We start from the raw sequence: 24770 nt of genomic DNA, 5'->3' as shown, positions 1-24770 counted from the left end.
CGAGAACGGTGTGTTTCACGTGAAACACTCTCACAGGAAATGCGCTGCCTATGTTAATTGTCGGACGTCATCGCCCTCCCTCCCCCCTCGGCCGCGACCGCGCACCTTTCAAAAAAAACGCCGCATCGGATTGGATGCGGCGTCCTGTGACCTGCCACAGCCCGACGGCCGGGCCATGGCGGCTCGTTCAATTCTGCAGTTTCCACTTCCCGTCCTTGATCTCGACCATGACGCGCGAGCGCTGATCGAGCCCCAGGTGATCCTTCGCGTTCATGTTCATCACACCGTGCGAGACCGCCAGGTTCGTCGTCGTCTCCAATGCATCGCGCAGCCCCTTGCGGAACGCCAGGGTGCCGGGCTGGCCCTTCTTGAGGGCATCTGGCATGGCGTGCGCCAGCAACAGCCCGGCGTCCCACATGTGTCCGCCAAACGTCGAAACCTGGCCGCCGTACGCCTTTTCATAGGCCACTTTGTATGCGAGCGCCTGCTTCTTGACGGGATTGCTGTCGGGCAGTTGATCCGCCACCAGAATGGGCCCCGCCGGCAGGAACGTGCCTTCGCAGTCCTTGCCGCACACACGCAGGAAGTCAGCATTCGCCACACCGTGCGTCTGGTACAGCTTGCCCTTGTAGCCTCGCTCCTTCAACGCACGCTCGGGCAGCGCGGCCGGCGTGCCGGAACCGGCAATCAGCACGGCATCGGGGTTGGCCGACATGATCTTCAGCACCTGCCCCGTCACCGAGGTATCGGTGCGTGCGAAGCGCTCGTTCGCGACGACCTTCAACTTGCGCAGCGTCGCCACCTTGTCGAACTCCTGCGCCCATGAATCTCCGTACGCGTCGGCAAAGCCGATCAGCCCCACCGTCTTCACCCCATGGTTGACCATGTGCTCAGCAATGGCGGTGGCCATGTGCGAATCGTTCTGCGGTGTCTTGAACACCCACGCGCGCTTGACGTCCACCGGCTCGACAATGCGCGCGGAGGCAGCCAGCGTGATCATCGGCGTTTCGTTCTCGGCCACGACGTCAACCATCGCCAGCGAGTTCGGCGTGACAGTCGAGCCGATCACCAGGTCGACCTTGTCCTCGGTGATGAGCTTGCGCGTGTTCTTGACGGCCGTGGTCGTGTCGGACGCATCGTCGAGCACGATGTACTCGATCTTCTTGCCCGCAATTTCCTTGGGCAGCAGCGCGACGGTGTTCTTCTCGGGAATCCCCAGCGAAGCCGCCGGGCCGGTAGCGGATACCGTGATGCCGACCTTGACCTGGGCGAATGCCGTGCCGGCCAACAATGCGGTGGCAGCCAGTGCAATGCGGGTTGCGCGCGAAACCTTCATGCCGTCTCCTGAGGTGTGCGAAGCGGGTTCTGCGCCCGCCCTGAATCTGCGATTGGCCGACCGCTCGGTCGGGGATGAAGGAGTCTAGAAGGAGTCACGCCGCGCGGACAAGGGGGAGATACCCCGAACCTTCACGTGTTCACGAGGCCCACTGGCGCCGTAGACAACGTGACTCGTCAGCGCGGCGCGGCCTCCAGGCCCCTCCGGTCCGCAATGGTCAAGGTCGACGGGCAGTGTGGCGCCCTTGCCGCAGCACGCCGGCACGCAAGCCCGCGCGGGCGGCACAATAGCGCCCATGCAACCCGAAGATCTCCACCGCCTCGTCACCACGCCAATGCCCTTCGGCAAATACAAGGGCCGCCTGATTGCCGACCTGCCCGGCCATTACCTCAACTGGTTCGCGCGTGAAGGCTTTCCGCCCGGCCAGATCGGCCGGCTGCTGGCGCTGATGCAGGAGCTGGACCACAACGGTCTGAAGGGCCTGCTCGATCCGCTGCGCCGCGCCAGCTAGCGCGAGCGGTCAGTCACCGTCGATGTACCGCGCGAGGCCCGCAGCCAGCGCATTGAACACGGCGCGGCAATGCGGACTGTCACGCAGGTCTTCGTGCATGGCGACCCAGGTGTCGAGCATCAGCGAAACCTCGTCGCCGAACAACCGCACCAGGTCAGGGTTGCGGCGCGCCAGGCCGATCTGGCAAAAGCCCACGCCGAACCCGGCGCGCAGCGCGGCAATGGCCGCCAGATCGCTGTCGGTGCGCAGCGCAAAGCGGTTGCGCTGCGCCCACGGCAGCTGCCCGCGCAGGCCACGCAGGAACGCGTTTTCCTTGTCGTAGCCGATCAGCGTGTGGCCGGAGAGATCTTCCACCGTCGCGGGCCTACCGCGCCGGTCCAGATACCGCCGGTGCGCAAACAGCCCCAGCTCGATGCCGCCGATTTGGCGCGCGATCAGCACACCTTGCGTGGGCGGCAGCATGCGCACGGCGATGTCGGCCTCACGCCGGAGCAGGTCTTCCATGCGATTGGACGGCGCCAGCTCGATGGTGAGATCGGGATACGTGGCGTGCAGGTCGGCGAGGATGGGCGGCAGCACTTCCACCGCCACCACGTCGCTGGCCGTGACGCGCACGGTGCCGCGCACGCCCTGGCCATGGCTGGATGCCGCGCGCAGCAAGGCGGCGCTGGTCGCCTCCAGGGATTCGGCAAACGGGCGCAGCGACAGCGCCGCCTCGGTCGGGCTCAGGCCCTGCTGCGTTCGGATGAACAAAGCGAGGCCCAGCGCGCGCTCCAGCGCATCGACATGGCGCCCGGCCGTCGGCTGCGTCAGACCCAGCGCCCGCGCGGCGCCCGATAGCGACCCCTCCCGCACGACCGCGAGAAACGTTCGGTACAGCTCCCAGCCCGGCTCCGCTCCAGTCATACACATCCGTATAGCAGCACGATCATCATCAACAATTCCATTGAATCACAGCCGCGACCAGAATACCTCCATCGCAACACGCCATCACACGGGAGCAGAGTCATGGATCACGCAAAACGCATGGCGCTGGTGCTGGGCGCAACGGGCGGCATCGGTGGGGAAGTGGCACGACGCCTGGTGGCGCGAGGCTGGCATGTCCGCGCGCTGCAGCGCAATCCGGATGCCCTCGCCGGGCGCGACAACACCTTCGAATGGATTCGCGGCGACGCCATGGTCCGCGACGACGTGGTCAGCGCGGCCCAAGGGGTGCAGCTGATCGTGCATGCGGTGAACCCGCCCGGCTATCACAACTGGGCCGGCCTGGTGCTGCCGATGATCGACAACACCATCGCCGCGGCCCGGACGTCGGGCGCGCGCATCGTGCTGCCCGGCACGGTCTACAACTTTGCACCGGACACATTTCCCGTGCTGCGCGAGACCACCGCGCAACAGCCCCTCACCCGCAAAGGCCGGATTCGCGTGGAGCTGGAGCGCCGCATGCAGGCCGCCAGCGCCGAAGGCGTGCGCAGCCTGATCGTGCGCGCCGGCGACTTCTTCGGGCCGCAAACCGCCAACACCTGGTTTGCCGGCGCCCTGGTGCGGCCGGGCAAGCCGGTGCGAACGATCACCTCCCCCGGTACGCGCGGTGTCGGTCACCAATGGGCGTATCTGCCAGATGTGGCCGAGACCATGCTGCGGCTCGTCGAACAGGGCGACCGCCTGCCCGACTTCGCCGTCTACCACATGCGCGGCCACTGGGATGCCGACGGCACGCAGATGGCGGCATCGATCGGGCGCGCCGTGGGGCACCCAGTCAGGACGCGCGCCTTCCCATGGTGGTTGCTCCCGGTACTGGCACCGTTCTCTGAAATGCTGCGCGAGATGCGCGAAATGCGCTACCTGTGGCAACACCCCGTCTGCATGGACAACACCCGGCTGGTGCAGGCGCTCGGCGCCGAGCCGCACACGCCGTGGGACGAAGCCGTCGGCACCACCCTGCGCAGCCTACGCTGCCGCTGAAGCGCGAGCCGCGATGCCGAGGAAATGTCCGAGTGCCGGCGTGCACTGGCCGGCCACCTTGGCCAGATCGTCCCAGCACCGCAGTTGCAGCGCGTCCGCGGCGTATGGGCGCTGCAAGAACGCTTCGGCCGCTTCGGCGGAAAACACGCCACCCTGCAGCGCCAGGCTGCGCACGGAATCCGCCGACAGCCGCGCGTAGTAATGCGCATCCATCGCGCACAGGCAGCGCTTGGCGTCCACATGCAGGCGGATCGGTTCGAGCACCGCGTCTGGAAACGTCGCGCGCAGAAACGGCAGCGCGAAATATTGATGCTGATCGTCGATGCTGCGGGCCGTGGGCGTGTCGCCCTGCGGGTTCAGCAGGTGGCCGAGGTCGTGCAGCAGCGCGGCGGTGACGAGCGCGGCGGTAGCGCCCGCCGCCTCGGCAAGCGCGGCCGTCTGCAGCGCATGTTCGAGCTGGGTGACGGGTTCGCCGCTGTAGGCAATGTGGCCGTGGCGGTCGAACAGGGTTCGGATGTCGTCGAGACTCAAAGCCATGGCGTCGCACGTCGAGCAAAGAAACCCGGCAGCGTATCCGCCGCCTGCGGCAACACGATGACAGCGCGCCGGGCATTAGCCTGCGTGATCGACCCGATTAGAAAGTTTGGTTGGGAAAGCGCGCGGCGCAACCTTATCTTTGGACACTTCCCACCCATCGGAGCCCATCATGCTCGCAGGACACGCTGTGCAGGTCGCACAGGCACTGGCACAGGTGACGGCGTATTGGTCACCCCGCATCGTCGGCCAGGTCAATGACCAGTACATCAAGGTCGCCAAGTTGAAGGGCGAATTCGTCTGGCACGATCACCCGAACGAAGACGAACTGTTCTTCGTGGTCTACGGCCACCTGAAGATCGCTTTCGAAGACCGCGCCGACGTGCACCTCGGCCCCGGTGAGTTCTGCGTGGTGCCGCGCGGCGTGCGGCATTTCCCGGTCGCCGACGACGAGTGCGGGATCATGCTGATCGAAACCGTCAGCACGCAGCACACGGGCGACGTCGTCACCGAGCGCACCGTGTCGCTCGACACGCAGCTCAGCGCATGAAGGCGTCGTAAGCCGTCTTCAGGATCAACGCCAGCACCACCACGATGAACACCTTGCGCACGAAGCGGCTGCCGTGCCGCAGCGCGAGGTGGCTGCCGACCTGATTGCCCGCCACATTGGCCACGGCCATCACGAGGCCGAGCTGCCACCAGACGTGCCCCTTGGCCGCCAGCAAGAGCATGGCGGCCACATTCGTCGCCAGGTTGACGACCTTGGTGGATGCCGATGCGTGCAGGAAGTCGTATCCGAACGCGCGCACGAAAACAATCATCAGGAAGCTGCCCGTGCCGGGTCCGAACACGCCGTCGTAAAAGCCGATGACGGCGCCCGCCAGCAGCGCCACGGCGCGCTCGCGCCAACCCGACAGGCGGGGCGCGTGGTCTGCGCCGAGGTTCTTCTTGGCGACCGTGTAGACGAGCAGCACCGCCAGCACAAACGGCAGCGCGCGGCGCAGCGGTTCGGCCGGAATATGCGTGAGCGCCCATGCGCCCAGCAGCGAAAACACAAACGCCGTGACCACTGCCGGCCCCGTCGCGCCCCAGTAGATGCGTACCGTGCGGCCGTAGCGCACCGCCGCCGTGGCCGTACCGGACATCGACGCGACCTTGTTGGTGCCGATCAGCGTCGCCGGCGCCAGGCTCGGATAAGCGGAGAACAGCGCGGGAATCTGCACCAGACCGCCGCCACCGGCTACGGCATCGATGAGGCCGGCCAGAAAGCCGGCCACGGCGAGCAAGGCGAATTCCATCAGGGAAACAGGACCAGGCGAATGAACGTAAGGGGCTAACCCAGCGATTTGGGTGACGGACGGGCGCTGCGCAGCCAGCAGCCGGACGTATCGGGCACAAAGCCGAAGGCCGCAGCCTCGTCGGCCGCCAGCGCTGCCGGCGGCAGCAGGGTGTGGAGTATGCCATGTGCGCTGGCGTACTCATTGACGGCGGACAGCGCGACATCAAGCACCGTCGTACCGCCGGACAAGACCATCACGCCGACCGGCAGCCACGCCACCAAGCCGCCCAGAACGAGGTGGGGCACAAGCGTCATGGGCACAACGCCAACCGGCGCCTCGCCGGATTCAACGAGCATGCATGGATGCATGGCGGGCTGGGCCAACAGCGTATCAACGGCGTGTGCCAGCTGCAGCGCAGCCCCCATCGGGGCAATGGCGGCCAGCAGGCGCGGCCGGTCTTCCGGCGTGGCGAGGCGGGTGGAAAGCATCATGGGCGGCGTTGGGCGAAGGCGCCATTGTCATGCAGCGGCCGCATAGGCGTCGACCACGCAGGCACTTCTTTTGTGGATAGCCTGCCAACAGGCTGGTGAAAACGCTCCATCGGACGCCTTGCCATGGACGACCCCGCCCGCGCCCTCCCCTGCAATTGCCGCCGTGGCCGCCCGAGTGGCGAATGCCTGGCGCCAAAAACTAAAAGGCCCTGCCGGGGATCACCCGGCAGGGCCTCTATTTTATTTAGCATCTCCACCGTTTCGTGCGGTGTGTGCTGTCGTCTCCTCGCTCCCGCCTCATTTATCTCGTGCGAAAACCGTGACGAGACTGTAAAAGATGCACCGCAATGCAGCAACTAGAGCAAACCCTTACGGTGCAAGGGGCACCAAGTTGCCGCGTCCAACCCAAAACGGCCGGTATCTTCGCGCATTGTGACGTCAACGCCGCAACCACGGCACGCGAGCCGCAATCTCGCCCATGATGCCGCGGCGGAACGTCAGCACGCAGATCACGAAGATCGCGCCCGTTACCGTCGTGACCGATTCCCCGAGGATGTTGAACCCGTCGATGCCGGTCACGCCTGCCAGGAAAGTGCCGATGTCGCCGAGCTTGTTTTCCAGCGCGATCACCAGCGCCGCGCCCAGCAGTGGGCCCGACAGGATGCCCAGACCGCCCACCAGCGTCATCAGGATGACCGAGCCGGACATCGACCAGTGCACATCGGTCAGCGTTTCGAAACCGAGCACCAGCGTCTTGAGCGAACCGGCCAGGCCGGTCAGCGCCGCGGACAACACGAAGGCCAGCAGCTTGAAGCGGTCGGTGTCATAGCCGAGTGAGATCGCGCGAGGCTCGTTCTCCTTGATGGCCTTGAGGATCTGCCCGAACGGCGAGTGGATCGTGCGCACAATCAGCAGGAAAGCCAGCACCACGATGACGAGCACGACGTAATACAGCGTCAGGTCTGAAGACAAGTCCAGCACGCCGAACAGCTTGCCGCGCGGCACGCCCTGCAGGCCGTCCTCGCCGCCGGTGAACGGCACCTGCAGGCAGAAGAAGTACAGCATCTGCGCCAGCGCCAGCGTGATCATCGAGAAGTAGATGCCCTGGCGACGGATCGCCAGCAGGCCCACGACCAGGCCGATCAAGGCGCCCGCCGCGGTACCGGCCAGGAGACCCAGTTCCGGCGTCACGTTCAGGTCGCGCATCAGGTAGCCCGCCACGTAGCCGGCGCCCCCAAAGAAGGCTGCGTGCCCGAACGACAGCAGCCCGGTGTAGCCCAGCAGCAGGTTGAACGCGGACGCAAACAGTGCAAAGCACAGCAGCTTGGCGACGAACACCGGATACGCGCCCACCAGCGGTGCCGCAATGAGCGCCACCAGCAGCAGGCCGTACAGGACGTATTTGAAGGAAGAGGTGTTTTGCATAGTGCCGCTTCGCTTATTTCTCTTTACCGAACAGGCCGGCCGGACGCACCAGCAAGACCAGCACCATGATCACGAACACCACGGTGGACGACGCCTGCGGATAGAACACCTTGGTCAGCCCCTCGATGACGCCCAGGGCAAGGCCGGTGATGATCGAACCCATGATCGAGCCCATGCCGCCGATCACCACCACCGCAAACACGGTGATGATCAAGCTCTGACCCATCAGCGGCGAGATCTGGATGACCGGCGCCGCCAGCACGCCCGCGAACGCCGCCAGCGCCACGCCAAAGCCGTAGGTGAGCGTGACCATCAGCGGCACGTTCACACCAAAGGCTTCGACCAGCTTCGGGTTCTCGGTACCTGCCCGCAGGTAGGCGCCCAGCTTGGTCTTCTCGATCATGAACCACGTGGCGAAGCACACGACCAGCGAGGCCACCACCACCCACGCACGGTAATTCGGCAGGATCATGAAGCCAAGATCGGTCGCGCCCTGCAGCAGTTCAGGCGTGTCATACGGCAGGCCCGACACACCGTAGATGGCGCGGAATACCCCCTCGATGACGAGCGTCACGCCCAGCGTGAGCAACAGGCCATAGAGATGATCGAGCTTGTAGATGAAGCGCAGCAGCGTGCGTTCGATCACCATACCCAGCACGCCGATCACCAGGGGCGCCAGCACGAGCATCGCCCAATACGGCACGCCCAGGTACGAGAAGCCCATCCACGTGAGCACCGCCCCCAGCATGAACAGCGCACCGTGCGCGAAATTGATGACGTTGAGCAGCCCGAAGATGACCGCAAGGCCCAGGCTCAACATCGCATAGAACGAACCGTTGACCAGGCCCAGCAGCAGCTGGCTGAGCATGGCCGGTAGCGGAACACCAAAGATTTCCATCGCGGTCAGGAAGAGAACACCACACCAACAACGTTGACCGCGCCGCCACCCATGGGGGCAGCGGCGCCGGTACTTACCTGCTTACTTCTTCAGCAGCGAGCACTTCGACTCAGCCGGCGTCGTGAAAGCCTGTTCGCCCGGGATCGTCGCCACGACCTTCAGGTAGTCCCACGGCTTCTTCGACTCGGCCGGGGTCTTCACCTGCAGCAGGTACATGTCGTGGATGGCGCGACCGTCCTGACGGATGTAGCCCTTCGTGTAGAAGTCGTCGATCTTGGTCTTCTTGAGCTGTGCGATGACCTTGTCCGGGTCATCCGTGCCGGCAGCCGCCACGGCCTTGATGTAGTTCGACACCGCCGAGTAATCCGCTGCCTGCAGGCTGCTCGGCATCTTCTTCATCTTCATGAAGTAGCGGTTGGCGAACTTGCGCGTGGCGTCGTTCATGTCCCAGTACCAGCTGTCGGTCATCAGCAGGCCCTCGGCCGTCGGCAGGCCCAGGCTATGCACGTCGTTGATGAACATCAGCAGGCCGGCGATCTTCATCGTCTTGGTGATGCCGAATTCCTTGGCCGCCTTGATCGAGTTGATCGTGTCGCCGCCGGCGTTGGCCAGGCCCAGGATCTGTGCCTTCGACGCCTGCGCCTGCAGCAGGTACGAAGAGAAGTCGGAGGCCGACAGCGGGTGCTTGACCGAGCCCACCACCGTACCGCCATTGGCCTTGACCACGGTCGTCGTGTCGTTCTCCAGCGAGTGACCAAACGCGTAGTCCGCCGTCAGGAAGAACCACGACTTGCCGCCCTGCTTGACCACTGCGCTGCCGGTGCCCTTGGCCAGGGCCACGGTGTCGTACGCATAGTGGATCGTGTACGGCGTGCATTCTTCGTTGGTCAGACGCGCCGTGCCGGCACCGATGTCGATGAACACGCGCTTCTTCTCGGCGGCTACCTTGTTCATGGCCAGGCCGGTGGCGGAGTTCGTGCCGCCCAGCAGCATGTCCAGGCCCTGCTGGTCCATCCATTCACGCGCCTTCGAGGCGGCGATGTCGGCCTTGTTCTGGTGGTCGGCCGTGACCAGTTCGATCGGCTTGCCGAGCACCTTGCCGCCCGCATCCTCGATCGCCATCTTGACCGCCTCGATGCCGCCCTGCCCGTCGATGTCGGCATACAGGCCCGAGAGATCGGTGATGAAGCCGATCTTCACCTTGTCGCCGCTCACCTGCGCATGCGCGCCGAATGCCGCGAGGCCCAGCCCTGCCGCCATCAATGCACCAGCCAGCTTCTTGAGTGTCATGGTCTTGTCTCCTGTGTCGTACGCGCCGGTCGGGTGACCCTGGCGCAAAGGTCAAGCAAAGCAATCAAACGCCGAGCAACTCGTGCAGCACCGGCATCTTGTCCTGCAACTGCGCCGCCTCGAAACGCTCAACAATGCGGCCGTGTTCCATCACATAAAAGCGGTCTGCCAGCGGCGCGGCAAAACGGAAGTTCTGCTCCACCATCACCACCGTATAACCGCGCTTCTTGAGCATCAGGATCATGCGGGCCAGCGCCTGCACGATCACCGGCGCCAGCCCTTCGGAAATCTCATCAAGCAGCAGCAGGTTCGCACCGGTACGCAGGATGCGCCCGACCGCCAGCATCTGCTGCTCGCCGCCCGACAGCCGCGTACCCTGGCTCTGGCGACGCTCCTTCAGGTTCGGGAACATCTCGTAGATCTCGTCGATGCTCATGCCGGCGTTGCCGCCCTTCGCCACCTGGCCTTTCAGCACCGGCGGCAGCATCAGGTTCTCTTCGCACGAGAGGCTCGAAAAGATGCCGCGCTCTTCCGGGCAGTAACCAATGCCGCAGTGAGCGATCTTGTGCGTCGACAGGTCGATGGTCTCGACGCCACGGCCGCTCGCATCGTGCACCACGATGGAGCCCTTGCGCGTGCCGACCAGGCCCATGATGGCGCGCAGCGTGGTGGTACGGCCGGCGCCATTGCGGCCAAGCAGCGTGACGACCTCACCCCGGTTCACGGTCAGGTCGACGCCATGCAGGATGTGCGACTCGCCGTACCAGGCGTGCAGGTCCTTGATCTGGAGCGCGGGCGTGCTCATGCAATGTTCTCGTGTGTTCGGGTCAAGCGTTCGGTGTTGCCGCGTCCCGCCGTATCGACGACGGGGCTGCGCCAGCCAGTGGCCTCAATGGCCTTCCAGAGCCGCATCGGCGGTGCCCATGTAGGCTTCCATCACCTGCGGATTCTTCGAGACTTCCTCATACGGGCCTTCGGCCAGGATCTGGCCGCGCTGCAGGACGGTGATCTTGTCGGCGATGGACGACACCACGTTCATGTTGTGCTCGACCATCAGGATCGTGCGGCCCTCGGCCACGCGTTTGATCAGCTCCTTCACGCGGTCCACATCTTCGTGCCCCATGCCTTGCGTGGGCTCGTCGAGCAGCATCAGTTCCGGCTCCATTGCCAGCGTGGTGGCGATCTCCAGCGCGCGCTTGCGGCCATACGGAAGCTCCACCGTCACGGTGTGCGCAAACTGCGTCAGGCCGACCTGATCGAGCAGCTCCATCGCGCGGTCGTTCAGCACGCTCAGCGACTGCTCGCTGCGCCAGAACGCGTAGGCCGTGCCAAGCTGCCGCTGCAGTCCGATCCGAACGTTTTCCAGCACGCTCAGATGCGGAAACACCGCAGAAATCTGGAACGAGCGGATGACGCCCCGTCGTGCGATCTGCGCCGGCTTCTCTGCCGTGATGTCGACACCGTTGAACAAGATGTTGCCGCGCGTGGGCACCAGAAACTTGGTCAGCAGATTGAAGCAGGTCGTCTTGCCGGCACCGTTCGGGCCGATGAGTGCATGGATGGACCCGCGCCGCACGCGCAGGTTGACGTCGGACACGGCGGTAAAGCCCTTGAAGGCTTTCGTGAGTCCGCGCGTTTCGAGAATGATGTCCTGCGCCATGATTCCCTCTTGTCTCCCGCCATTTTTTATGTAGCGGCTGATTGTCAACGCCTGTTGCGTTGCAAAACATCGGGGTTTGTACCGAGGCGGATTACACCTCGCTTACGGTGCGTAAATCCGCGCCGGCATTGGCTTTGCGGGCCGCCGGCGGGTTACGTAGAGTTACGTATCGGAGCAATACGGATTGCATCTCATCGGACACGGGCCGTGTGTCATGCCTGTGTCATCGAGATTCAGACCGCTACCGCTTCGCTGCGCGCACGCGCCTTGCGCGCGGCGCGAATCATCTCCGCCGCCTTCTCCGCAATCATGATCGTCGGCGAGTTGGTATTGCCCGAGGTGATGGTCGGCATGACCGACGCATCGACCACGCGCAGGCCTTCGATGCCGCGCACGCGCAGCTGCGCATCGACCACCGCATCCACATCGTCCGCGCGCCCCATGCGGCACGTGCCGACCGGATGGAAGATGGTCGTGCCGATCTCGCCGGCGGCGCGGGCAAGCTCGTCATCGGTCTGGAGTGCCGCGCCGGGCAGATATTCCTCGGGCCGGTATTTCGCCAGGGCCGGCTGCGCGACAATGCGACGCGTCAGGCGCAGCGAATCGGCCGCTACCTTGCGGTCTTCCTCGGTCGACAGATAGTTCGGTGCGATGACGGGCGCGGCAAACGGGTCGGCCGACGTGACATGCACCGTGCCACGCGAGGTCGGCCGCAGGTTGCACACGCTCGCGGTAAAGGCGTTGAACGCATGCAGCGGTTCGCCAAACTTGTCGAGCGAGAGCGGCTGCACGTGGTATTCCACATCAGGCCGCGCCACCGACGGATTCGAGCGCGCGAACACGCCCAGCTGCGACGGCGCCATGCTCATCGGTCCGCTCTGGTTGAAGGCGTACTGCATGCCGATCAGCGCCTTGCCCCACCAGTTCGATGCGCGCGTATTGAGCGTCGGCACACCATGCACCTTGACCACGCTTCGGAGCTGCAGATGGTCCTGCAGGTTCTCACCCACACCGGGCAGCGCCTGCCGCACGGGGATGCCAAGTGCCTGCAGCCGCTCCGGCTGCCCGATGCCCGCCAGCTCAAGCAACTGCGGCGAGTTGATCGCGCCGGCGGAGAGGATGACCTCTTCCCGCGCGGCCACCGTGCAGTCCTGCCCCGCACCCCGATATGTCACCCCCGTGCAGCGCTTGCCCTCGAACGTGAGCGCACGCACCTGCGCCCCCGTGACAATGGTCAGGTTCGGCCGCTGCGATGCGGGCCGCAGGAAACCCTTGGCCGTATTCCAGCGGATGCCGCGCTTCTGATTGACCTCGAAATAGCCGACGCCGAAGTTGTCGCCGCGGTTGAAGTCGCTTGTGCGCGGAATGCCCGCCTGCACTGCGGCCTCGATGAACGTCTCGAGTACCTGCCAGTGCAGGCGCTGGGGCTCGACACGCCATTCGCCGTCAGCGCCGTGCCATGTGTTTGCGCCGCCGTGGTGATTCTCGCTCGCCTTGAACAGCGGCAGCACCGCATCCCACTTCCAGGAGTCATCGCCGGTGATGGCGGCCCAGCCGTCGTAGTCTTCACGCTGGCCGCGCATGTAGATCATGCCGTTGATCGACGAGCAGCCGCCGAGCACGCGCCCTCGCGGATACCCCAGCGAGCGCCCGTTCAGGCCGGGCTCCTCGCGCGTGCGGTAAAGCCAGTCGGTGCGCGGGTTGCCGATGCAATACAGGTAGCCGACCGGGATGTGGATCCAGTGGTAGTCGTCCTTGCCGCCCGCCTCCAGCAGCAGCACGGAGACGTCGGGGTCACGCGTCAAACGGTTGGCGAGGACGCAACCTGCGGAGCCCGCGCCGATGATGATGTAGTCGTAGGTTTCCATGTCTCCGTGCTTCTTTTCCTGGGTGTCTGCTTTTGTTTTCGTCCTCGGTGCCGCGTCAGATCCGCGAGGCCAACCACGCCGTCATCTTTCCGAGCACCTCGCTACGCAGTGGCTCGGCTTCGTTGAAGATCTCGTGATACCCGCTGTCGAACCACGCCAGCGTCCGCAAGTCTTCCGGGGCATTCGCGTAGAAATCCCGGCTGCCGGACGGATCGACAATCGAATCGGATCCACCCGCCATCAGCAGCATGGGCGCTTCGAGGCGCGGTGCGTCCTGCTGCGCCTGGGCGATGGCGTTGAGCATGAATTCCAGCACGGAAGCGCTGATGGTGCTCTGGACGAGCGGGTCGGCGCGATACGCGGCTGCCACGCTCGGATCATGTGACAGCTTCGCCGGGTCGACCGGATTGGGCACAGGCAGGCGGGGCGCGAGCGCCGACAGGATGCCGCGCACGATACCTGCCCCGGGCGGCAGCTTCACACGCAGCGCCGGTGACGACAGCAGCACGCCGCGCACCGGCCGGATACGGGCCGTGGTGAAACGCGCCACGATCAGTCCGCCCATGCTGTGTCCGAGCACGAACGGCATCTCATGCCACTCGGCGACAACGGCATCGACGATTTCCGTGAGGTCGGTGAGGTAATTGTCTTGCGCGTCGAGCGCCATGCGCGGGCCGCCGCTCTTGCCGTGGCCGCGCAGGTCGAAGGCCCGCACGCGCAGGCCCAGGGCGGTGAGCACCTTGGCCACATGCGGGTAGCGCCCGCTGTGCTCGGCCATGCCGTGGACGAGGATGACGGTGCCGCGCGGCGCGCCGTTGTCGGGCACGGGCAACCAGGTGCGGACCAGCAATTCAGTGCCGTCCTTCATGCGCTGGCGGGATTCCAGCGCATCGGCCTGAGCGGGGGCTTGCGTCATCGGCGTCTCCTCCTTGGGTTGCCAGATTGTGGCATAGACGCCGCGCGATGCGAGGCTGGGGATTACGCGTGCTGTCAGCGGCAGCAGCCGTCTCCGCCGGCGCCCTCTTCCATCACGCCGGCGACGCCTTCGAGGATCGGACAGTCCGGCCGGTCATCGCCGTGGCATGCATTGGCGAGCGACATGAGCGTGTCGCGCATGCCCTGCAGTTCGCGGATGCGCGCATCCAGATCGGCCACGTGGCGCAACGTGATGGATTTGACGTCAGCACTGGCGCGCTCCCGGTCATGCCAGAGCGAGAGCAACGTGCGGATCTCTTCGAGCGAGAACCCCAGCGAGCGTGATCGTTGAATGAAACGCAGCACGTGCAGCGCACGCGCGTCGTACATACGGTAATTGCCCTCGGTGCGCGGACTGGGCGGGAGCAGGCCAATGCTCTCGTAGTAGCGGATCATCTTCGCGGAGACCCCGCTCGCCTTGGCGGCCTCGCCGATGCTCATGGGACCGGCCGCCAAGCCTTGGGCAGCGCTGAGCTGGGTGCGGGTCATGCCTGCTCTCCGGTGGCGCGCCAGCGGCGCAGCATCAACGCATTGGTCACGACGCTCACGCTGGAAAACGCCATCGCCGCGCCGGCAAAGGTGGGGTTGAGCCACCCGAATGCCGCCAGCGGAATGCCCACCACGTTGTAGACGAAGGCCCAGAACAGGTTCTGGCGGATCTTCGCGACTGTGCGGTGCGACAGGTCCAGCGCGTCGCCCACCAGGCGCGGCTCACCGCGCATGAGCGTGATGCCCGCTGCCTGCATGGCGACATCCGTGCCCGTCGCCATGGCGATGCCCACATCGGCCGCCGCGAGCGCCGGCGCATCGTTGATGCCATCGCCGACCATCGCCACCACGTGGCCGCCCTGCTGCCATGCGGCGACACGCGCGGCCTTGTCTTGCGGGAGGACCTGCGCGGCCACTTCGTCGATGCCGAGCGCTTGCGCCACGCTGCGCGCGGCTCCGGCGTTGTCGCCCGTCACCAGCGCAGTGCGAATGCCGCGCCGGCGCAGCTCGGCCACCGCGCCCCTGGCGCCTGGCTTGAGCGCATCTCCAAACGCAATCAGGCCACGCAGCTGCACCGCGCCTTCACTGCTTTGTGCCAGCCACGAGACGGTGTTGCCTTGGGCTTCCAGGGCTTGCGCGCGCGCTTGCAGTGCGCTGCGGTCGAGTCCGAGTTCGTCCATCCAGCGCGCATTCCCGAGCTGCAGCCATGCGCCGCCCACCTTGCCCCGGGTGCCGCGCCCGGCCAGCACTTCGGGCGATTGCGCTGGCGTGATCGAACGGCCTTGCTCCACCACATGGTCCCGCGTGGCCTGTGCCAGCGGATGCGTATTCTCGGCCTGCAGCGCGGCAAGCTGATCGAGTACCGCAACAGGATCCACGCCCGGCGCTGCCTCAATGGCCGTGACGCGGGGCTTGCCGACCGTCAGCGTGCCAGTCTTGTCGAAGACGACGAAGTCAACCTGCTGTGCGCGCTCCAGCGCCTGCGCATCGGCAATCAGGATGCCGCGCCGGGCGCCCGCGCCGGTGCCGGCCATGATGGCGGATGGCGTCGCCAGCCCCAGCGCACACGGACAGGCGATCACCAGCACCGCCACCGCGTTGACGATGGCCGTTTCCCATTCCGGGCCGGCGATGGCCCAGCCTGCCAGCGTAAGCAGTGCTGCCACCAGCACGGCCGGAACAAAGATTGCGCTCACCCGATCCACCAGTTGCTGGATCGGCGGCTTGGCGGCCTGTGCATCTTCGACCAGGCGGATGATGCGCGAGAGCATGGTGTCCGCGCCGATGGCCGTGGTGCGCACCAGCAACACGCCGTCGGTCGCGATCGCACCGGCGGTCACACGATCGCCTTCGCGCTTCGGCACAGGAAGGCTTTCGCCCGTCAGCATCGATTCGTCGACGTGGCTGGCGCCTTCCAGCACGACAGCGTCGACAGGGATGCGCTCGCCGGCGCGCACCGAGACGACATCGCCCACACGCACCTTGGTGATGGGCACATCCCGCAGCGTGCCATCGGCAGCACGCACGCGGGCGGTGTCCGGGCGCAACGCCTGCAGCGCGCGGATGGCCTGGGCTGTCTGCCGCTTGGCGCGCACCTCCAGCCACTTGCCCAGGCGCACCAGCGTGATCACCACGGCGGCGCTCTCGAAGTACAGATGCGGCATGTCATCTGCGTCCGCGCGCCACCAGAGCCACAGCGACAGGCCATAGGCCGCCGACGTCCCCAGCGCGACCAGCAGATCCATGTTGCCGGCGCCCGCGCGCAGCGCTTTCCAGCCAGCCTTGTAGAAACGGGCACCCACCACGAACTGGACCGGCGTCGCCAGCAGCCATTGCATCCAGGCAGGCAACATCCAGTCGGCGCCAAACCAGCCGGCGATCATGGGCAGCACCAGCGGCACCGACAGCGCAGCAGCGATCCACACCGGCCCCGGGCCCTCCCAGAATTCGGGTTCGACCACCGTGAGGCCCGCTGTCTCGTCAGAGGCGACCTGTGCTTCATAGCCGGCGCCGGAGACCGCTGCCACGAGATCGTCTGCGCTGACCGCACCGCGCACGCGCGCGCGTTCGGTGGCGAGGTTGACGCTGGCCTCGGTCACCCCCGGGACAGCGCGCAAGGCGCGTTCGACCCGACCAGCGCATGCGGCACAGGTCATCCCGCCGATATCGAGGTCGGTGGAGGCAGCTTCGGTCAGGCTGGCAGCAGTCATGAAAACACCCAATTCAGAGAAGATGGCATTAGCCTAGACCTTCCAATCTTGGGAAGGTCAAGCGCTGATCTTACGCTTGCGCTTCCCATGATGGGAAGGTTCATACTGCGCCCCTGTCGTACTTTTTCCTCATCAGGAGCCCAAACCATGACGACGTTTTCCGTTGAAGGCATGAGCTGCGGTCATTGCGTCTCAGCCGTCACCCGCGCGGTCCAGCAGGTCGATACCGGTGCGACTGTGCAGGTCGATCTGTCCAGGCAGACGGTGGCGGTGACCACCACCGCCAGCACCGATGCGGTGAAGGCGGCCATCGAGCAGGCCGGTTATCCGGTCAAAGCGGTCGCCTGACGCTGCACGAACAAAAAAGGCGTGCCACTGCGGCACGCCTTTTTGTTTGCGCGAGACTCGCTCAGAAGCGATAGCCGACGCTCAGGAAGGTCACGACCGGGTTGATCTTGATCTTGGCTTCGCTCACGACGTGCACGCCCGTGGCCGTCGTGGAATCGATCGTCGCCGTCGTCTTGAGCGGCAGATACGACACCGACAGGCCAATGAACCAATCCTTCGTGAGCGCGTAGGTGGCGCCCACGTTCAGCACCGGGTTCAGCGAGCTGTCCGTCGAGACGCTGCTCGTGCTGCCCGGGCCGGCCAGCTTCGTCTGGAAGGCGCTGTTGTTGATCTTCTCGTCCGAGAACCACGTGTAGTTCAGGCCGGCGCCCACGTACGGGCGGAATTTGCTGTCGGCGCTGAAGAAGTACCACTTGGCCAGCACAGCCGGGCTCCATTGCCTGGCCGAACCGATTTCCCCGTAAGGCGACAGCGAACCCGTGCCTTCGATCTTGTGGCGCGGCGGAATGCCGCCCACCAGCTCCACGGCAACGTTGTCGGTAAAGAAGTGGGTGAATGCGAGGCCAACGGTGTCGGCGTCCTTGATCTTGGCGCCCGTGCCGGACTGCGATTGATTCACCGGCATGCCGCCGATGCTCTTGACCATCAGCGGGTCGCTCGAGCTGTCCGGCATCACGCGGAACCAGCCGAGGCTCACGATGTTGCTGCCGGCAACCTGAGCGTGCGCGGCGGTGGCGAGGATCATCCCGGCGGCGGCCGCCAGTGCTTTTTTATAGACCATCTCTGTATGTGCTCCTGTTGAAACGCATCCGATGCCAACGATAGCGGTGCGTTCTAAGTCTCCTCCTGAGCGGAGGGGGGGCCATTATCCCGCGTGACTGCCTAGGCTAGAACCGATTTTCTAGAGGTTTTCTGTTACAAGCAGTCGCGGCGACCGGCCTGGCACATACCTTCGGCGCGGGTGAACCGTTTTTAAACAGGATCGCGTTTGGACAGTGCGAGTTCACACGCAGCCAGATCCCACAGGGCGCTGCCTACGCTCTTGAACAGGACAGGCGACACGGGCGTGGCCTGAGTGAGTGTGTCCGGCGCAATATCGACACACTGTTGCAGCGGGCGCACGCGCGACCACGGAATGCCGGCCTGCAGCAGGTCACCCGCCTCGGCTTCGAGGTCGACCAGCGTATCGGCATACAGGCGATCGGCGGCGGCCGCCTGCACACAGAGGCGCGGCGGCAATTCAGCCATGTCGGGCCGAAATGCGCCAATCGCCGCGACGAAGTGATCAGGACGCCAGAACTCGCCCGCGGCTTTTCCGGCTTGCGCCAAGTCCGGCAGCACCGGTTGCGCAGATGGCGTGGCAGTGATGACGAGCGCCACATGTGGCAGGACCGTGCGGGCGGCCTCGGCCACGCCGGCGGCATCACCGCCAGCCAAGGGCGTGGCGTCCATGCCGAGGGCCTGCGCGTGGGCGGCAAGCTGCCCGGCGCTGGCCGCCGTGCGTGCGACGATCGTCACGCGGCGTGTCCCGAGTCCGAAGCGAAATGCCTCCAGATGGGCCCGTGCCTGCGCCCCGGCACCGATCAACAGCAGATCGCCCCCAGGCTTTGGCGCCAGCAGGCGCGCCGCCAGCAGCGAGACGGCCGCCGTACGATGCGCGGTGACGGTCGGTCCGTCAAGCGCCAGCCGACGCACGCCGGTTTGCGCATCCATGACCACCACTTCGCCCTGGATGGCCGGGAGCCCGCGCCCGGGGTTGGCCGGATGCACGGTGATCATCTTGGTGATGGTGATGTCGTCGTTGGACGCCGGCATCAGCAGCAGACTGCCTGGGCCAGGTATCGGCATTACCAGCCGGGCGGGCGCCAGGGCCCGGCCTGCACGCGCGTCGCGCAGCACCTGGGCGATCGCATCGGCGAGCGCCGAATAAGGCAAGCGGGCCGCCGTGCTGGCGGCGTCGAGTGTCTGCATTGGGAGTTCCTGCAGTCAACGGAAAATGGCAGCGGCAGGTCGCCTTACGCCTGCACGATCCGGTGCGACGGCGGGACGCGGCGGGTCAACAGCCCTGCGCTGATGAGAAGCTGGGCCGCGGCGTAGCTCCACCAGATGGCCAGCTCGTGATCGGTGAACGGAAAGACGAACGCGCTGATGCCGATCATCGCGTCGGAGGCAGCGAACGTGAGGGCGCCCCAGGCCGTCAGCGGCCCCGGCAAACGCGCCATGAACGCGGCGCAGACCATCGACGACAGCACGACCATATAGGCAATGACCGGTCCCTTCATGTCGCCCAGGCCCGGCCAATACCAGATCAACATGCCGATGGCCACGCCGACCATCGCTCCGGCACCGAGCAGGCGGATGGGCGATGCGGCCCCGCGCAACCCGACCAACACACGCAAGTAACACACATGGGCAATCAGGAAGCAGCCCAGGCCGGTCATGAAGGAGAACTTCCAGCCGGGCAGTGCCAGCCATAGATCCCCCAGCGCGGAAAACAACATGGCGCCAATCAGCCAGCCGCGTTCCCGGGGGACTTCGTGCAGCGTGGCAGCGCGCGCAAGCAGCATCGCCATCAGCATCTTCCACAACGGCTGCGCAACGATGCGGCCAGCCAGGGGCGTGCCCGGGGGCACATCGACGGCCACCATCGTCAGCATGCCGCCGTAGGTCACGCCCGCCACTGCCGCCGCCACCCACCACGCGCGAACCCGGGCCGGCATGCCGTAGCCGCCGACGCGATCCGCCGGCGCATGCGCCGGATGCGTGGTGTGTCCTTCAACCATGGTTGTCTCCCGCCAAAGAGCGGCCAGAATTTGCCTGCAACAGCGTCATGTTCATGTCGGCTTGCAGCGTGACATGCCACGCACCCGGGCGCAAGGCACGGTGTCACCCACCGAGGTGGGATAGTGGCAAAGCGCCATCGCGCTTCAACGCTGTCAGCACGATATTGGACCGCACATTGTCGACACCCGGCACGCGCATCAGCTTGCGCATGACAAATTCCGACAACGCAGGCAGGTCGGGCACCACGACGCGCAGCATGTAGTCGGCGTCGCCGGCCACCGAAAAACACTCCTGCACCGCGTCAAGCAGCAGGATCTCTTCGCGAAAGCGCTCGACGATGGCGTCGCCATGATGCGCAAGCTTGACGCTCGCGAACACCGTCACCCCCAGCCCCAGCCCCGTCGGCGAGAGCACGACGCGGTAGCCCTCGATCACCCCCTCGGACTCGAGCCGCGCCAAGCGTCGCCCCACCTGGCTGGCCGACAGGTGAACCTGCTCCGAAAGCTGCTGGTGCGTCGCACGGCCATCGCGTTGGAGCGCCGTCAGCAGGGCCAGATCGAAAGCATCAAGGGAAATCATGCACATCTCCTGCACAGAAGTACTGGATTTTGCATGAACGATGCAAGCGACGTCCAATCCGCCGGGGTTTTGCGGCCAATCCGCGTTGGCTCGCCCCTACACTGGCCGGATTCCGATTGCATTCGAGCCCGTCATCATTATGGCCATCGCAACCACCGCCCCCAGCCCAGCCCCCGCCGGCTTTACCGGCACCCTGACCGACAAGCTGCGCGAACAGTTCGCCGAAGGCCTGGATGGTCAGACGCTGCGTCCTGATTTCACGATGGAGCAGCCCGTGCATCGTTACACCGCTGCCGATCATGCAACGTGGCGCACGCTGTACGACCGCCAGGAAGCGCTGCTGCCGGGCCGCGTGTGCGATGAATTCCTGCAAGGCCTGTCGACGCTGGGCATGAGCCGCGAGGGCGTGCCTTCGTTCGAGCAGCTCAACGAAACGCTGATGCGCGCAACCGGCTGGCAGATTGTGGCCGTACCCGGCCTCGTGCCCGACGAAGTGTTTTTCGATCACCTCGCCAACCGCCGTTTCCCGGCCAGCTGGTGGATGCGCCGCCCGGACCAGCTCGACTATCTGCAGGAACCCGACTGCTTTCACGACATCTTCGGCCATGTTCCGCTGCTGATTAACCCGGTCTTCGCCGACTACATGCAGGCGTATGGCCAGGGGGGTCTCAAGGCGGCACGCCTGGGCGCCCTCGACATGCTGGCGCGCCTGTATTGGTACACGGTCGAATTCGGCCTGATCAAGACGCCTGCCGGCTTGCGCATCTATGGCGCCGGCATTCTGTCGAGCAAGAGCGAATCGGTCTACGCGTTGGATTCAGCCAGTCCCAACCGGGTCGGCTTCGATGTGCGCCGCATCATGCGCACGCGCTATCGCATCGACACCTTCCAGAAGACCTACTTCGTGATCGACAGCTTCGAGCAGTTGTTCAACGCCACGCGCCCCGACTTTGCGCCGCTTTACGAAGCACTCGCCGCGCAACCCACCTTCGGGGCCGGCGATATAGCGGAAGGCGACACGGTCATCAGCCTCGGCAACCGCCAGGGATGGAGTGATACGGCAGATATCTGAGCGCTGACTATACTGCGCGCATTCTCGACCGATCTTCATTGACCACCATGATGCCGACCCTGAACGAAGACCAACGCAAAGCCCTGTTTGCCGAACTGCCCGGATGGAAGTTGCAGCATGACCGCGACGCCATCCACAAGACCTTTACCTTTGCCGATTTCAACGCCGCGTTCGGCTTCATGTCGCGCGTCGCGTTGAAGGCCGAACAGTTGAATCATCACCCTGAGTGGTTCAACGTGTGGAATCGTGTGGACATCACCCTGTCCACACACGACGCGAACGGGCTCACGCACCGCGATGCGGATCTCGCACGCTTCATTGAACAGGTTGCAAGGGACGCCGGCGAGGCCGGCAGGAAGTAACCCTGGCCTACGCGCCCGCCGCGGCGCGCCATGCCTCGTACGCCGCCCGTGCCTTGTCGCTCAGTTGTTCCGGGGCGATGCGGGTGGCGCCTTGTACAATCATCAACGCATACGGTTTGGCCAGCGCCGACGCCTCGGCGCACAGCCGTAATTCCTCGCCCTCGGAGGGGGAAAGGGCGCGCCAGTAATTGATGGCGGCTTCCAGGTCGGTGATGGTGAGCAGAGCTTCGGTCATCCGCGCATTGTAGCGCCGCCCAACCGCATCGAAGGCCTTTCTCCCCGGATTCCGGACCGCATCGCATGCGCATCCTGCTGATTGAAGACGACCGCGCCATCGCCAGTGGCATCCATGCCGGACTCACACAGGCCGGACACCGCGTGCATCTGGTGCACGATGGTGTTTTCGCGGCCGAGCAGTTGGCCCGGCAAACGCATGACCTGGTGATCCTCGATCTCGGCTTGCCGGGGATCGACGGCATGACCTTGCTGTCCCAGTTCCGCATGCGCGATCGTGCGACGCCCGTATTGATCCTCACCGCGCGTGACAGCCTGCTCGACAAGGTCAACGGCCTGAATGCCGGTGCCGATGACTACCTGCCAAAACCCTTCGAAATGCTGGAGCTTCTTGCGCGCGTGCAGGCGCTGCTGCGCCGGCGCAGTGCCTCGGATGAACCCGCTGGCCGTCCGGATATCCTCGTCGGCAGGTTGCGAATGAGCGGGGTCGAGCGGCGCATCTTCGTCGATGCGGCACCGCTCGAGCTGTCTCCGCGCGAGTTCGCGGTGCTGGAGCTGCTGATGCTGCGGCAGGGCCGCGTGGTCAGCAAGGTGCAACTGCAGGATCATCTCGCCAGCTTCGGTCATGCCATTGGAGAAGCCAGCCACGACGTGGTCGGGGACACGGCCATCGAGGTCTATGTCCACCGCGTGCGTCGCAAGATCGAGCACTCGGAGGCGGAGATCGTTACGGTGCGCGGCTTCGGCTATCTGCTGCAGGCGCGCACGGCGGCGTAGCCCTTCCCACATGTTCAAGCGCCACCGCCCTGCTACGCCATCCGCTCCGGCAGCGGGTACGTCGGCCAACGGCGCGGTCAGTCTGCGCCTGCATTTGCTGCGGGCGCTGGCAACGCCGCTGTTTGGCCTGGTGGTCGGCACCGGTGCGCTGTCGTACTGGCTGGCTGCGCACTACACGACCCAGGTATTCGATCGCGCATTGGTGGGCGTCGCCAACACGTTGGCCGAGCAGTTGCGCCTGGCCGGTCCGCATGTGCCGGCCGCCAAGCTGTACGACATTGCCATGACCGCCCAGACGCTTGTGCAGAACAGCGGCGAGGACCGCATCTATTGGCGGATCGCGGGCCCGACCGGCACCCTCATCGGCCGGGATCTGCCACTGGGCTACGGCTCCGGCCAGGTCCGCATCGGCGATGCGCGCGTGTTCTATAGCTGGATCGACGGCAAACAGGTACGCGCGGTACATCTGCTGCTGCCCGGCATGAGCGCCGAAGTACCGAAGCCGCGATCACCACGCCAGCCCGCCCTGCCTGGGCCGGAAGACGACGTCACCCGCCCTGCCCTGGCACCCACGCAGGCACAGACTGCCCCCGCGGCCAACCCGCCGACCCTGCCCGAGGCCATGCGACCCGAAGAAGGCATCGTCGTGGAAGTGGCTGAACTGCTCGACCGGCGTGATACGGCAGCCAAGGAGGTGCTGCTGTCGGTATCGATTCCGCTGCTCGTGCTGTTGGCCATCGGCGGGCTGATCCTTTCGCTCGTGCTGAAGGAAGAGCTGCAGCCGCTGCAGACCCTGGCCGACACGCTCAACGAGCAAAGCGCGCAGTCGGTGACGCCATTGCCCGCGGAATCCGCGGCGCGCGTGCCGGCCGAGCTGCAACCGCTCATCAACGCGATGAACGCACTGCTGGCCCGATTGCGGGATGCGCTCGAAGCCCAGCGCACGTTCATCGCAGATGCCGCACACCAGTTGCGCACGCCGCTGACCGCGCTCAAGCTGCACGCAGATCGGGCCATCGATGCCAAGACACCGGAAGACGCGCGCCACGCGCTGCTCGAACTGCAATCCGGGGCCAACCGCGCCGTCCGTCTGTCCAACCAGTTGCTCACCCTGGCGCGTGCAGAACCCGGCATGACGCTCGATCAACTGGGGCCACCGATGCGGGTCGACCTCGTATCACTGGCATTCGATACCGGCGCGCAGTGGGTGCCCCGGGCGTTGGCACGCGGCCTCGACCTGGGCTTCGAGGCGTGGCCGCAGGAAGCATCGTCGCCCGGTTCACTGCAGGCGCCTGTGCTGGCCAATGCGGTGCTGCTGCGGGAAGCCATCAACAACCTGCTTGATAACGCCATCAAGTACGTACCGTCTGGCGGCCGTGTGACCTTGCGCGCCGGTGTGGAAGCCGATGCCGCTTCGCGCTGGTGGGGTGTGGTGAGTGTGGAAGACAACGGACCGGGCATTCCGCCCGAACGCCGCAGCGAGGTGTTCCAGCGATTCTTTCGCGGTGATGCAGATCACCAGCCTGGTCAGCCGCAGGGGAGCGGCCTGGGCCTGGCCATCGTCCACGACATCGTGCGGCTGCACGGCGGCACGGTAGCCATTGACGACGCGACTGCGCGCGATGGCAGCCGCGTCATGCGCTTCGTACTGCGACTGCCGCTAGCGGACAACCTCGTCTGAG

At 65.5% G+C, this 24770-nt stretch carries 27 protein-coding genes; 8 read left to right on the top strand and 19 right to left on the bottom strand.

Going from position 1 to position 24770, the window contains the following annotated elements; translation table 11 throughout:
• Positions 1 to 187: 187 nt before the first annotated feature.
• Entirely contained in the window at positions 188 to 1336 is a 1149-nt protein-coding gene (locus tag R2N03_RS13305; protein ID WP_316658120.1) for an ABC transporter substrate-binding protein, read from the bottom strand.
• Between the two features lie 295 nt (positions 1337 to 1631).
• Between R2N03_RS13305 and R2N03_RS13300 the strand changes: the two genes are divergently transcribed.
• Positions 1632 to 1847 carry a DUF3820 family protein gene (locus R2N03_RS13300; RefSeq protein WP_316658119.1) on the top strand — a complete coding sequence of 72 codons (216 nt, stop codon included), beginning with the start codon at positions 1632 to 1634 and terminating at the stop codon, positions 1845 to 1847.
• Between the two features lie 9 nt (positions 1848 to 1856).
• On the opposite strand, the gene R2N03_RS13295 is transcribed toward R2N03_RS13300, so the two are convergent.
• Positions 1857 to 2753, bottom strand: a complete 897-nt coding sequence (locus R2N03_RS13295) for a LysR family transcriptional regulator (RefSeq protein ID WP_316658118.1) — start codon at positions 2751 to 2753, stop codon at positions 1857 to 1859.
• A gap of 102 nt (positions 2754 to 2855) precedes the next feature.
• Here R2N03_RS13295 and R2N03_RS13290 point away from each other — a divergent pair, with 102 nt between their 5' ends.
• On the top strand, positions 2856 to 3812 hold the full coding sequence (locus R2N03_RS13290) for an SDR family oxidoreductase (RefSeq protein WP_316658117.1): 957 nt from the start codon (positions 2856 to 2858) through the stop codon (positions 3810 to 3812).
• Here the strand turns inward: R2N03_RS13290 and R2N03_RS13285 are convergent.
• The gene (locus R2N03_RS13285) at positions 3798 to 4349 is read right to left on the bottom strand and encodes a phosphonate degradation HD-domain oxygenase (protein WP_316658116.1); all 552 of its coding nucleotides are present in this window, start codon (positions 4347 to 4349) and stop codon (positions 3798 to 3800) included. The two genes, R2N03_RS13290 and R2N03_RS13285, sit on opposite strands and share 15 nt — an antisense overlap.
• Positions 4350 to 4518: 169 nt before the next feature.
• On the opposite strand from R2N03_RS13285, the gene R2N03_RS13280 reads away from it, so the two are divergent.
• Entirely contained in the window at positions 4519 to 4896 is a 378-nt protein-coding gene (locus R2N03_RS13280) for a cupin domain-containing protein (protein WP_316658115.1), read from the top strand.
• Here R2N03_RS13280 and R2N03_RS13275 read toward each other — a convergent pair.
• The 11 genes from R2N03_RS13275 to R2N03_RS13225 form a co-directional block, all read right to left on the bottom strand.
• The gene (locus R2N03_RS13275) at positions 4886 to 5644 is read right to left on the bottom strand and encodes a sulfite exporter TauE/SafE family protein (RefSeq protein ID WP_316658114.1); all 759 of its coding nucleotides are present in this window, start codon (positions 5642 to 5644) and stop codon (positions 4886 to 4888) included. The two genes, R2N03_RS13280 and R2N03_RS13275, sit on opposite strands and share 11 nt — an antisense overlap.
• A gap of 35 nt (positions 5645 to 5679) precedes the next feature.
• Positions 5680 to 6117: a hypothetical protein gene (locus tag R2N03_RS13270; protein WP_316658113.1), complete on the bottom strand. Its 438-nt coding sequence runs from the start codon at positions 6115 to 6117 to the stop codon at positions 5680 to 5682.
• Between the two features lie 438 nt (positions 6118 to 6555).
• Complete coding sequence (locus tag R2N03_RS13265; protein WP_316658112.1) at positions 6556 to 7542, bottom strand: branched-chain amino acid ABC transporter permease; 987 nt, start codon at positions 7540 to 7542, stop codon at positions 6556 to 6558.
• A 13-nt stretch (positions 7543 to 7555) separates the two neighbouring features.
• Entirely contained in the window at positions 7556 to 8440 is an 885-nt protein-coding gene (locus R2N03_RS13260; RefSeq protein ID WP_316658111.1) for a branched-chain amino acid ABC transporter permease, read from the bottom strand.
• 81 nt (positions 8441 to 8521) lie between these two features.
• Complete coding sequence (locus R2N03_RS13255) at positions 8522 to 9730, bottom strand: ABC transporter substrate-binding protein (RefSeq protein ID WP_316658110.1); 1209 nt, start codon at positions 9728 to 9730, stop codon at positions 8522 to 8524.
• Between the two features lie 64 nt (positions 9731 to 9794).
• Entirely contained in the window at positions 9795 to 10535 is a 741-nt protein-coding gene (locus tag R2N03_RS13250) for an ABC transporter ATP-binding protein (RefSeq protein WP_316658109.1), read from the bottom strand.
• A gap of 84 nt (positions 10536 to 10619) precedes the next feature.
• Positions 10620 to 11390: an ABC transporter ATP-binding protein gene (locus R2N03_RS13245; RefSeq protein WP_316658108.1), complete on the bottom strand. Its 771-nt coding sequence runs from the start codon at positions 11388 to 11390 to the stop codon at positions 10620 to 10622.
• 233 nt (positions 11391 to 11623) lie between these two features.
• Entirely contained in the window at positions 11624 to 13258 is a 1635-nt protein-coding gene (locus tag R2N03_RS13240; protein WP_316658107.1) for a GMC family oxidoreductase, read from the bottom strand.
• A 55-nt stretch (positions 13259 to 13313) separates the two neighbouring features.
• Positions 13314 to 14174, bottom strand: a complete 861-nt coding sequence (locus R2N03_RS13235) for an alpha/beta hydrolase (protein WP_316658106.1) — start codon at positions 14172 to 14174, stop codon at positions 13314 to 13316.
• A 74-nt stretch (positions 14175 to 14248) separates the two neighbouring features.
• The gene (gene cueR / locus R2N03_RS13230) at positions 14249 to 14722 is read right to left on the bottom strand and encodes a Cu(I)-responsive transcriptional regulator (RefSeq protein WP_316658105.1); all 474 of its coding nucleotides are present in this window, start codon (positions 14720 to 14722) and stop codon (positions 14249 to 14251) included.
• Complete coding sequence (locus tag R2N03_RS13225; RefSeq protein WP_316658104.1) at positions 14719 to 16932, bottom strand: heavy metal translocating P-type ATPase; 2214 nt, start codon at positions 16930 to 16932, stop codon at positions 14719 to 14721. Before R2N03_RS13225 ends, cueR begins: the two co-directional genes overlap by 4 nt.
• A gap of 147 nt (positions 16933 to 17079) precedes the next feature.
• Here R2N03_RS13225 and R2N03_RS13220 point away from each other — a divergent pair, with 147 nt between their 5' ends.
• A complete protein-coding gene (locus R2N03_RS13220; RefSeq protein ID WP_316658103.1) occupies positions 17080 to 17280 on the top strand; it encodes a heavy-metal-associated domain-containing protein in 201 nt (66 codons plus the stop codon).
• Between the two features lie 61 nt (positions 17281 to 17341).
• On the opposite strand, the gene R2N03_RS13215 is transcribed toward R2N03_RS13220, so the two are convergent.
• From R2N03_RS13215 to R2N03_RS13200, 4 genes are all read right to left on the bottom strand, one after another.
• Positions 17342 to 18061: an OmpW/AlkL family protein gene (locus tag R2N03_RS13215; protein WP_316658102.1), complete on the bottom strand. Its 720-nt coding sequence runs from the start codon at positions 18059 to 18061 to the stop codon at positions 17342 to 17344.
• 191 nt (positions 18062 to 18252) lie between these two features.
• Entirely contained in the window at positions 18253 to 19251 is a 999-nt protein-coding gene (locus tag R2N03_RS13210) for a delta(1)-pyrroline-2-carboxylate reductase family protein (RefSeq protein WP_316658101.1), read from the bottom strand.
• 44 nt (positions 19252 to 19295) lie between these two features.
• Positions 19296 to 20063 (bottom strand): lysoplasmalogenase, encoded by a 768-nt coding sequence (locus R2N03_RS13205; RefSeq protein WP_316658100.1) that lies wholly within the window; start codon positions 20061 to 20063, stop codon positions 19296 to 19298.
• Between the two features lie 103 nt (positions 20064 to 20166).
• Positions 20167 to 20643, bottom strand: a complete 477-nt coding sequence (locus R2N03_RS13200; RefSeq protein WP_316658099.1) for an Lrp/AsnC family transcriptional regulator — start codon at positions 20641 to 20643, stop codon at positions 20167 to 20169.
• A 139-nt stretch (positions 20644 to 20782) separates the two neighbouring features.
• Between R2N03_RS13200 and phhA the strand changes: the two genes are divergently transcribed.
• On the top strand, positions 20783 to 21715 hold the full coding sequence (gene phhA, locus R2N03_RS13195) for a phenylalanine 4-monooxygenase (protein ID WP_316658098.1): 933 nt from the start codon (positions 20783 to 20785) through the stop codon (positions 21713 to 21715).
• A gap of 38 nt (positions 21716 to 21753) precedes the next feature.
• On the top strand, positions 21754 to 22077 hold the full coding sequence (locus tag R2N03_RS13190) for a 4a-hydroxytetrahydrobiopterin dehydratase (RefSeq protein ID WP_316658097.1): 324 nt from the start codon (positions 21754 to 21756) through the stop codon (positions 22075 to 22077).
• A gap of 7 nt (positions 22078 to 22084) precedes the next feature.
• Here the strand turns inward: R2N03_RS13190 and R2N03_RS13185 are convergent, their stop codons facing one another.
• On the bottom strand, positions 22085 to 22312 hold the full coding sequence (locus R2N03_RS13185; RefSeq protein ID WP_316658096.1) for a DUF3717 domain-containing protein: 228 nt from the start codon (positions 22310 to 22312) through the stop codon (positions 22085 to 22087).
• A 65-nt stretch (positions 22313 to 22377) separates the two neighbouring features.
• Here R2N03_RS13185 and R2N03_RS13180 point away from each other — a divergent pair, with 65 nt between their 5' ends.
• The gene (locus tag R2N03_RS13180; protein WP_316658095.1) at positions 22378 to 23088 is read left to right on the top strand and encodes a response regulator transcription factor; all 711 of its coding nucleotides are present in this window, start codon (positions 22378 to 22380) and stop codon (positions 23086 to 23088) included.
• 10 nt (positions 23089 to 23098) lie between these two features.
• Complete coding sequence (locus R2N03_RS13175; RefSeq protein ID WP_316658094.1) at positions 23099 to 24769, top strand: sensor histidine kinase; 1671 nt, start codon at positions 23099 to 23101, stop codon at positions 24767 to 24769.
• Position 24770: the final 1 nt, after the last annotated feature.

It is taken from the genome of Ralstonia condita (assembly GCF_958405655.1).
Lineage (GTDB): Bacteria > Pseudomonadota > Gammaproteobacteria > Burkholderiales > Burkholderiaceae > Ralstonia > Ralstonia condita.
The sequence above is the reverse complement of the archived record's forward strand: the minus strand, read 5'-3'. Positions and strand labels throughout refer to the sequence as shown.

Bases quoted from the DNA above. Each gene is read 5' to 3' on its own strand.
- R2N03_RS13270 (WP_316658113.1), bottom strand. From the start codon at position 6,117: ATGATGCTTTCCACCCGCCTCGCCACGCCGGAAGACCGGCCGCGCCTG.
- R2N03_RS13215 (WP_316658102.1), bottom strand. From the start codon at position 18,061: ATGGTCTATAAAAAAGCACTGGCGGCCGCCGCCGGGATGATCCTCGCC.
- R2N03_RS13210 (WP_316658101.1), bottom strand. From the start codon at position 19,251: ATGCAGACACTCGACGCCGCCAGCACGGCGGCCCGCTTGCCTTATTCG.
- R2N03_RS13175 (WP_316658094.1), top strand. From the start codon at position 23,099: ATGTTCAAGCGCCACCGCCCTGCTACGCCATCCGCTCCGGCAGCGGGT.
- R2N03_RS13250 (WP_316658109.1), bottom strand. From the start codon at position 10,535: ATGAGCACGCCCGCGCTCCAGATCAAGGACCTGCACGCCTGGTACGGC.
- R2N03_RS13235 (WP_316658106.1), bottom strand. From the start codon at position 14,174: ATGACGCAAGCCCCCGCTCAGGCCGATGCGCTGGAATCCCGCCAGCGC.
- R2N03_RS13255 (WP_316658110.1), bottom strand. From the start codon at position 9,730: ATGACACTCAAGAAGCTGGCTGGTGCATTGATGGCGGCAGGGCTGGGC.
- R2N03_RS13285 (WP_316658116.1), bottom strand. From the start codon at position 4,349: ATGGCTTTGAGTCTCGACGACATCCGAACCCTGTTCGACCGCCACGGC.
- R2N03_RS13305 (WP_316658120.1), bottom strand. From the start codon at position 1,336: ATGAAGGTTTCGCGCGCAACCCGCATTGCACTGGCTGCCACCGCATTG.
- R2N03_RS13290 (WP_316658117.1), top strand. From the start codon at position 2,856: ATGGATCACGCAAAACGCATGGCGCTGGTGCTGGGCGCAACGGGCGGC.
- R2N03_RS13220 (WP_316658103.1), top strand. From the start codon at position 17,080: ATGACGACGTTTTCCGTTGAAGGCATGAGCTGCGGTCATTGCGTCTCA.
- R2N03_RS13300 (WP_316658119.1), top strand. From the start codon at position 1,632: ATGCAACCCGAAGATCTCCACCGCCTCGTCACCACGCCAATGCCCTTC.
- phhA (WP_316658098.1), top strand. From the start codon at position 20,783: ATGGCCATCGCAACCACCGCCCCCAGCCCAGCCCCCGCCGGCTTTACC.
- R2N03_RS13265 (WP_316658112.1), bottom strand. From the start codon at position 7,542: ATGCAAAACACCTCTTCCTTCAAATACGTCCTGTACGGCCTGCTGCTG.
- R2N03_RS13280 (WP_316658115.1), top strand. From the start codon at position 4,519: ATGCTCGCAGGACACGCTGTGCAGGTCGCACAGGCACTGGCACAGGTG.
- R2N03_RS13225 (WP_316658104.1), bottom strand. From the start codon at position 16,932: ATGACTGCTGCCAGCCTGACCGAAGCTGCCTCCACCGACCTCGATATC.
- R2N03_RS13275 (WP_316658114.1), bottom strand. From the start codon at position 5,644: ATGGAATTCGCCTTGCTCGCCGTGGCCGGCTTTCTGGCCGGCCTCATC.
- R2N03_RS13240 (WP_316658107.1), bottom strand. From the start codon at position 13,258: ATGGAAACCTACGACTACATCATCATCGGCGCGGGCTCCGCAGGTTGC.
- R2N03_RS13260 (WP_316658111.1), bottom strand. From the start codon at position 8,440: ATGGAAATCTTTGGTGTTCCGCTACCGGCCATGCTCAGCCAGCTGCTG.
- R2N03_RS13205 (WP_316658100.1), bottom strand. From the start codon at position 20,063: ATGGTTGAAGGACACACCACGCATCCGGCGCATGCGCCGGCGGATCGC.
- R2N03_RS13200 (WP_316658099.1), bottom strand. From the start codon at position 20,643: ATGATTTCCCTTGATGCTTTCGATCTGGCCCTGCTGACGGCGCTCCAA.
- R2N03_RS13295 (WP_316658118.1), bottom strand. From the start codon at position 2,753: ATGACTGGAGCGGAGCCGGGCTGGGAGCTGTACCGAACGTTTCTCGCG.
- cueR (WP_316658105.1), bottom strand. From the start codon at position 14,722: ATGACCCGCACCCAGCTCAGCGCTGCCCAAGGCTTGGCGGCCGGTCCC.
- R2N03_RS13185 (WP_316658096.1), bottom strand. From the start codon at position 22,312: ATGACCGAAGCTCTGCTCACCATCACCGACCTGGAAGCCGCCATCAAT.
- R2N03_RS13180 (WP_316658095.1), top strand. From the start codon at position 22,378: ATGCGCATCCTGCTGATTGAAGACGACCGCGCCATCGCCAGTGGCATC.
- R2N03_RS13245 (WP_316658108.1), bottom strand. From the start codon at position 11,390: ATGGCGCAGGACATCATTCTCGAAACGCGCGGACTCACGAAAGCCTTC.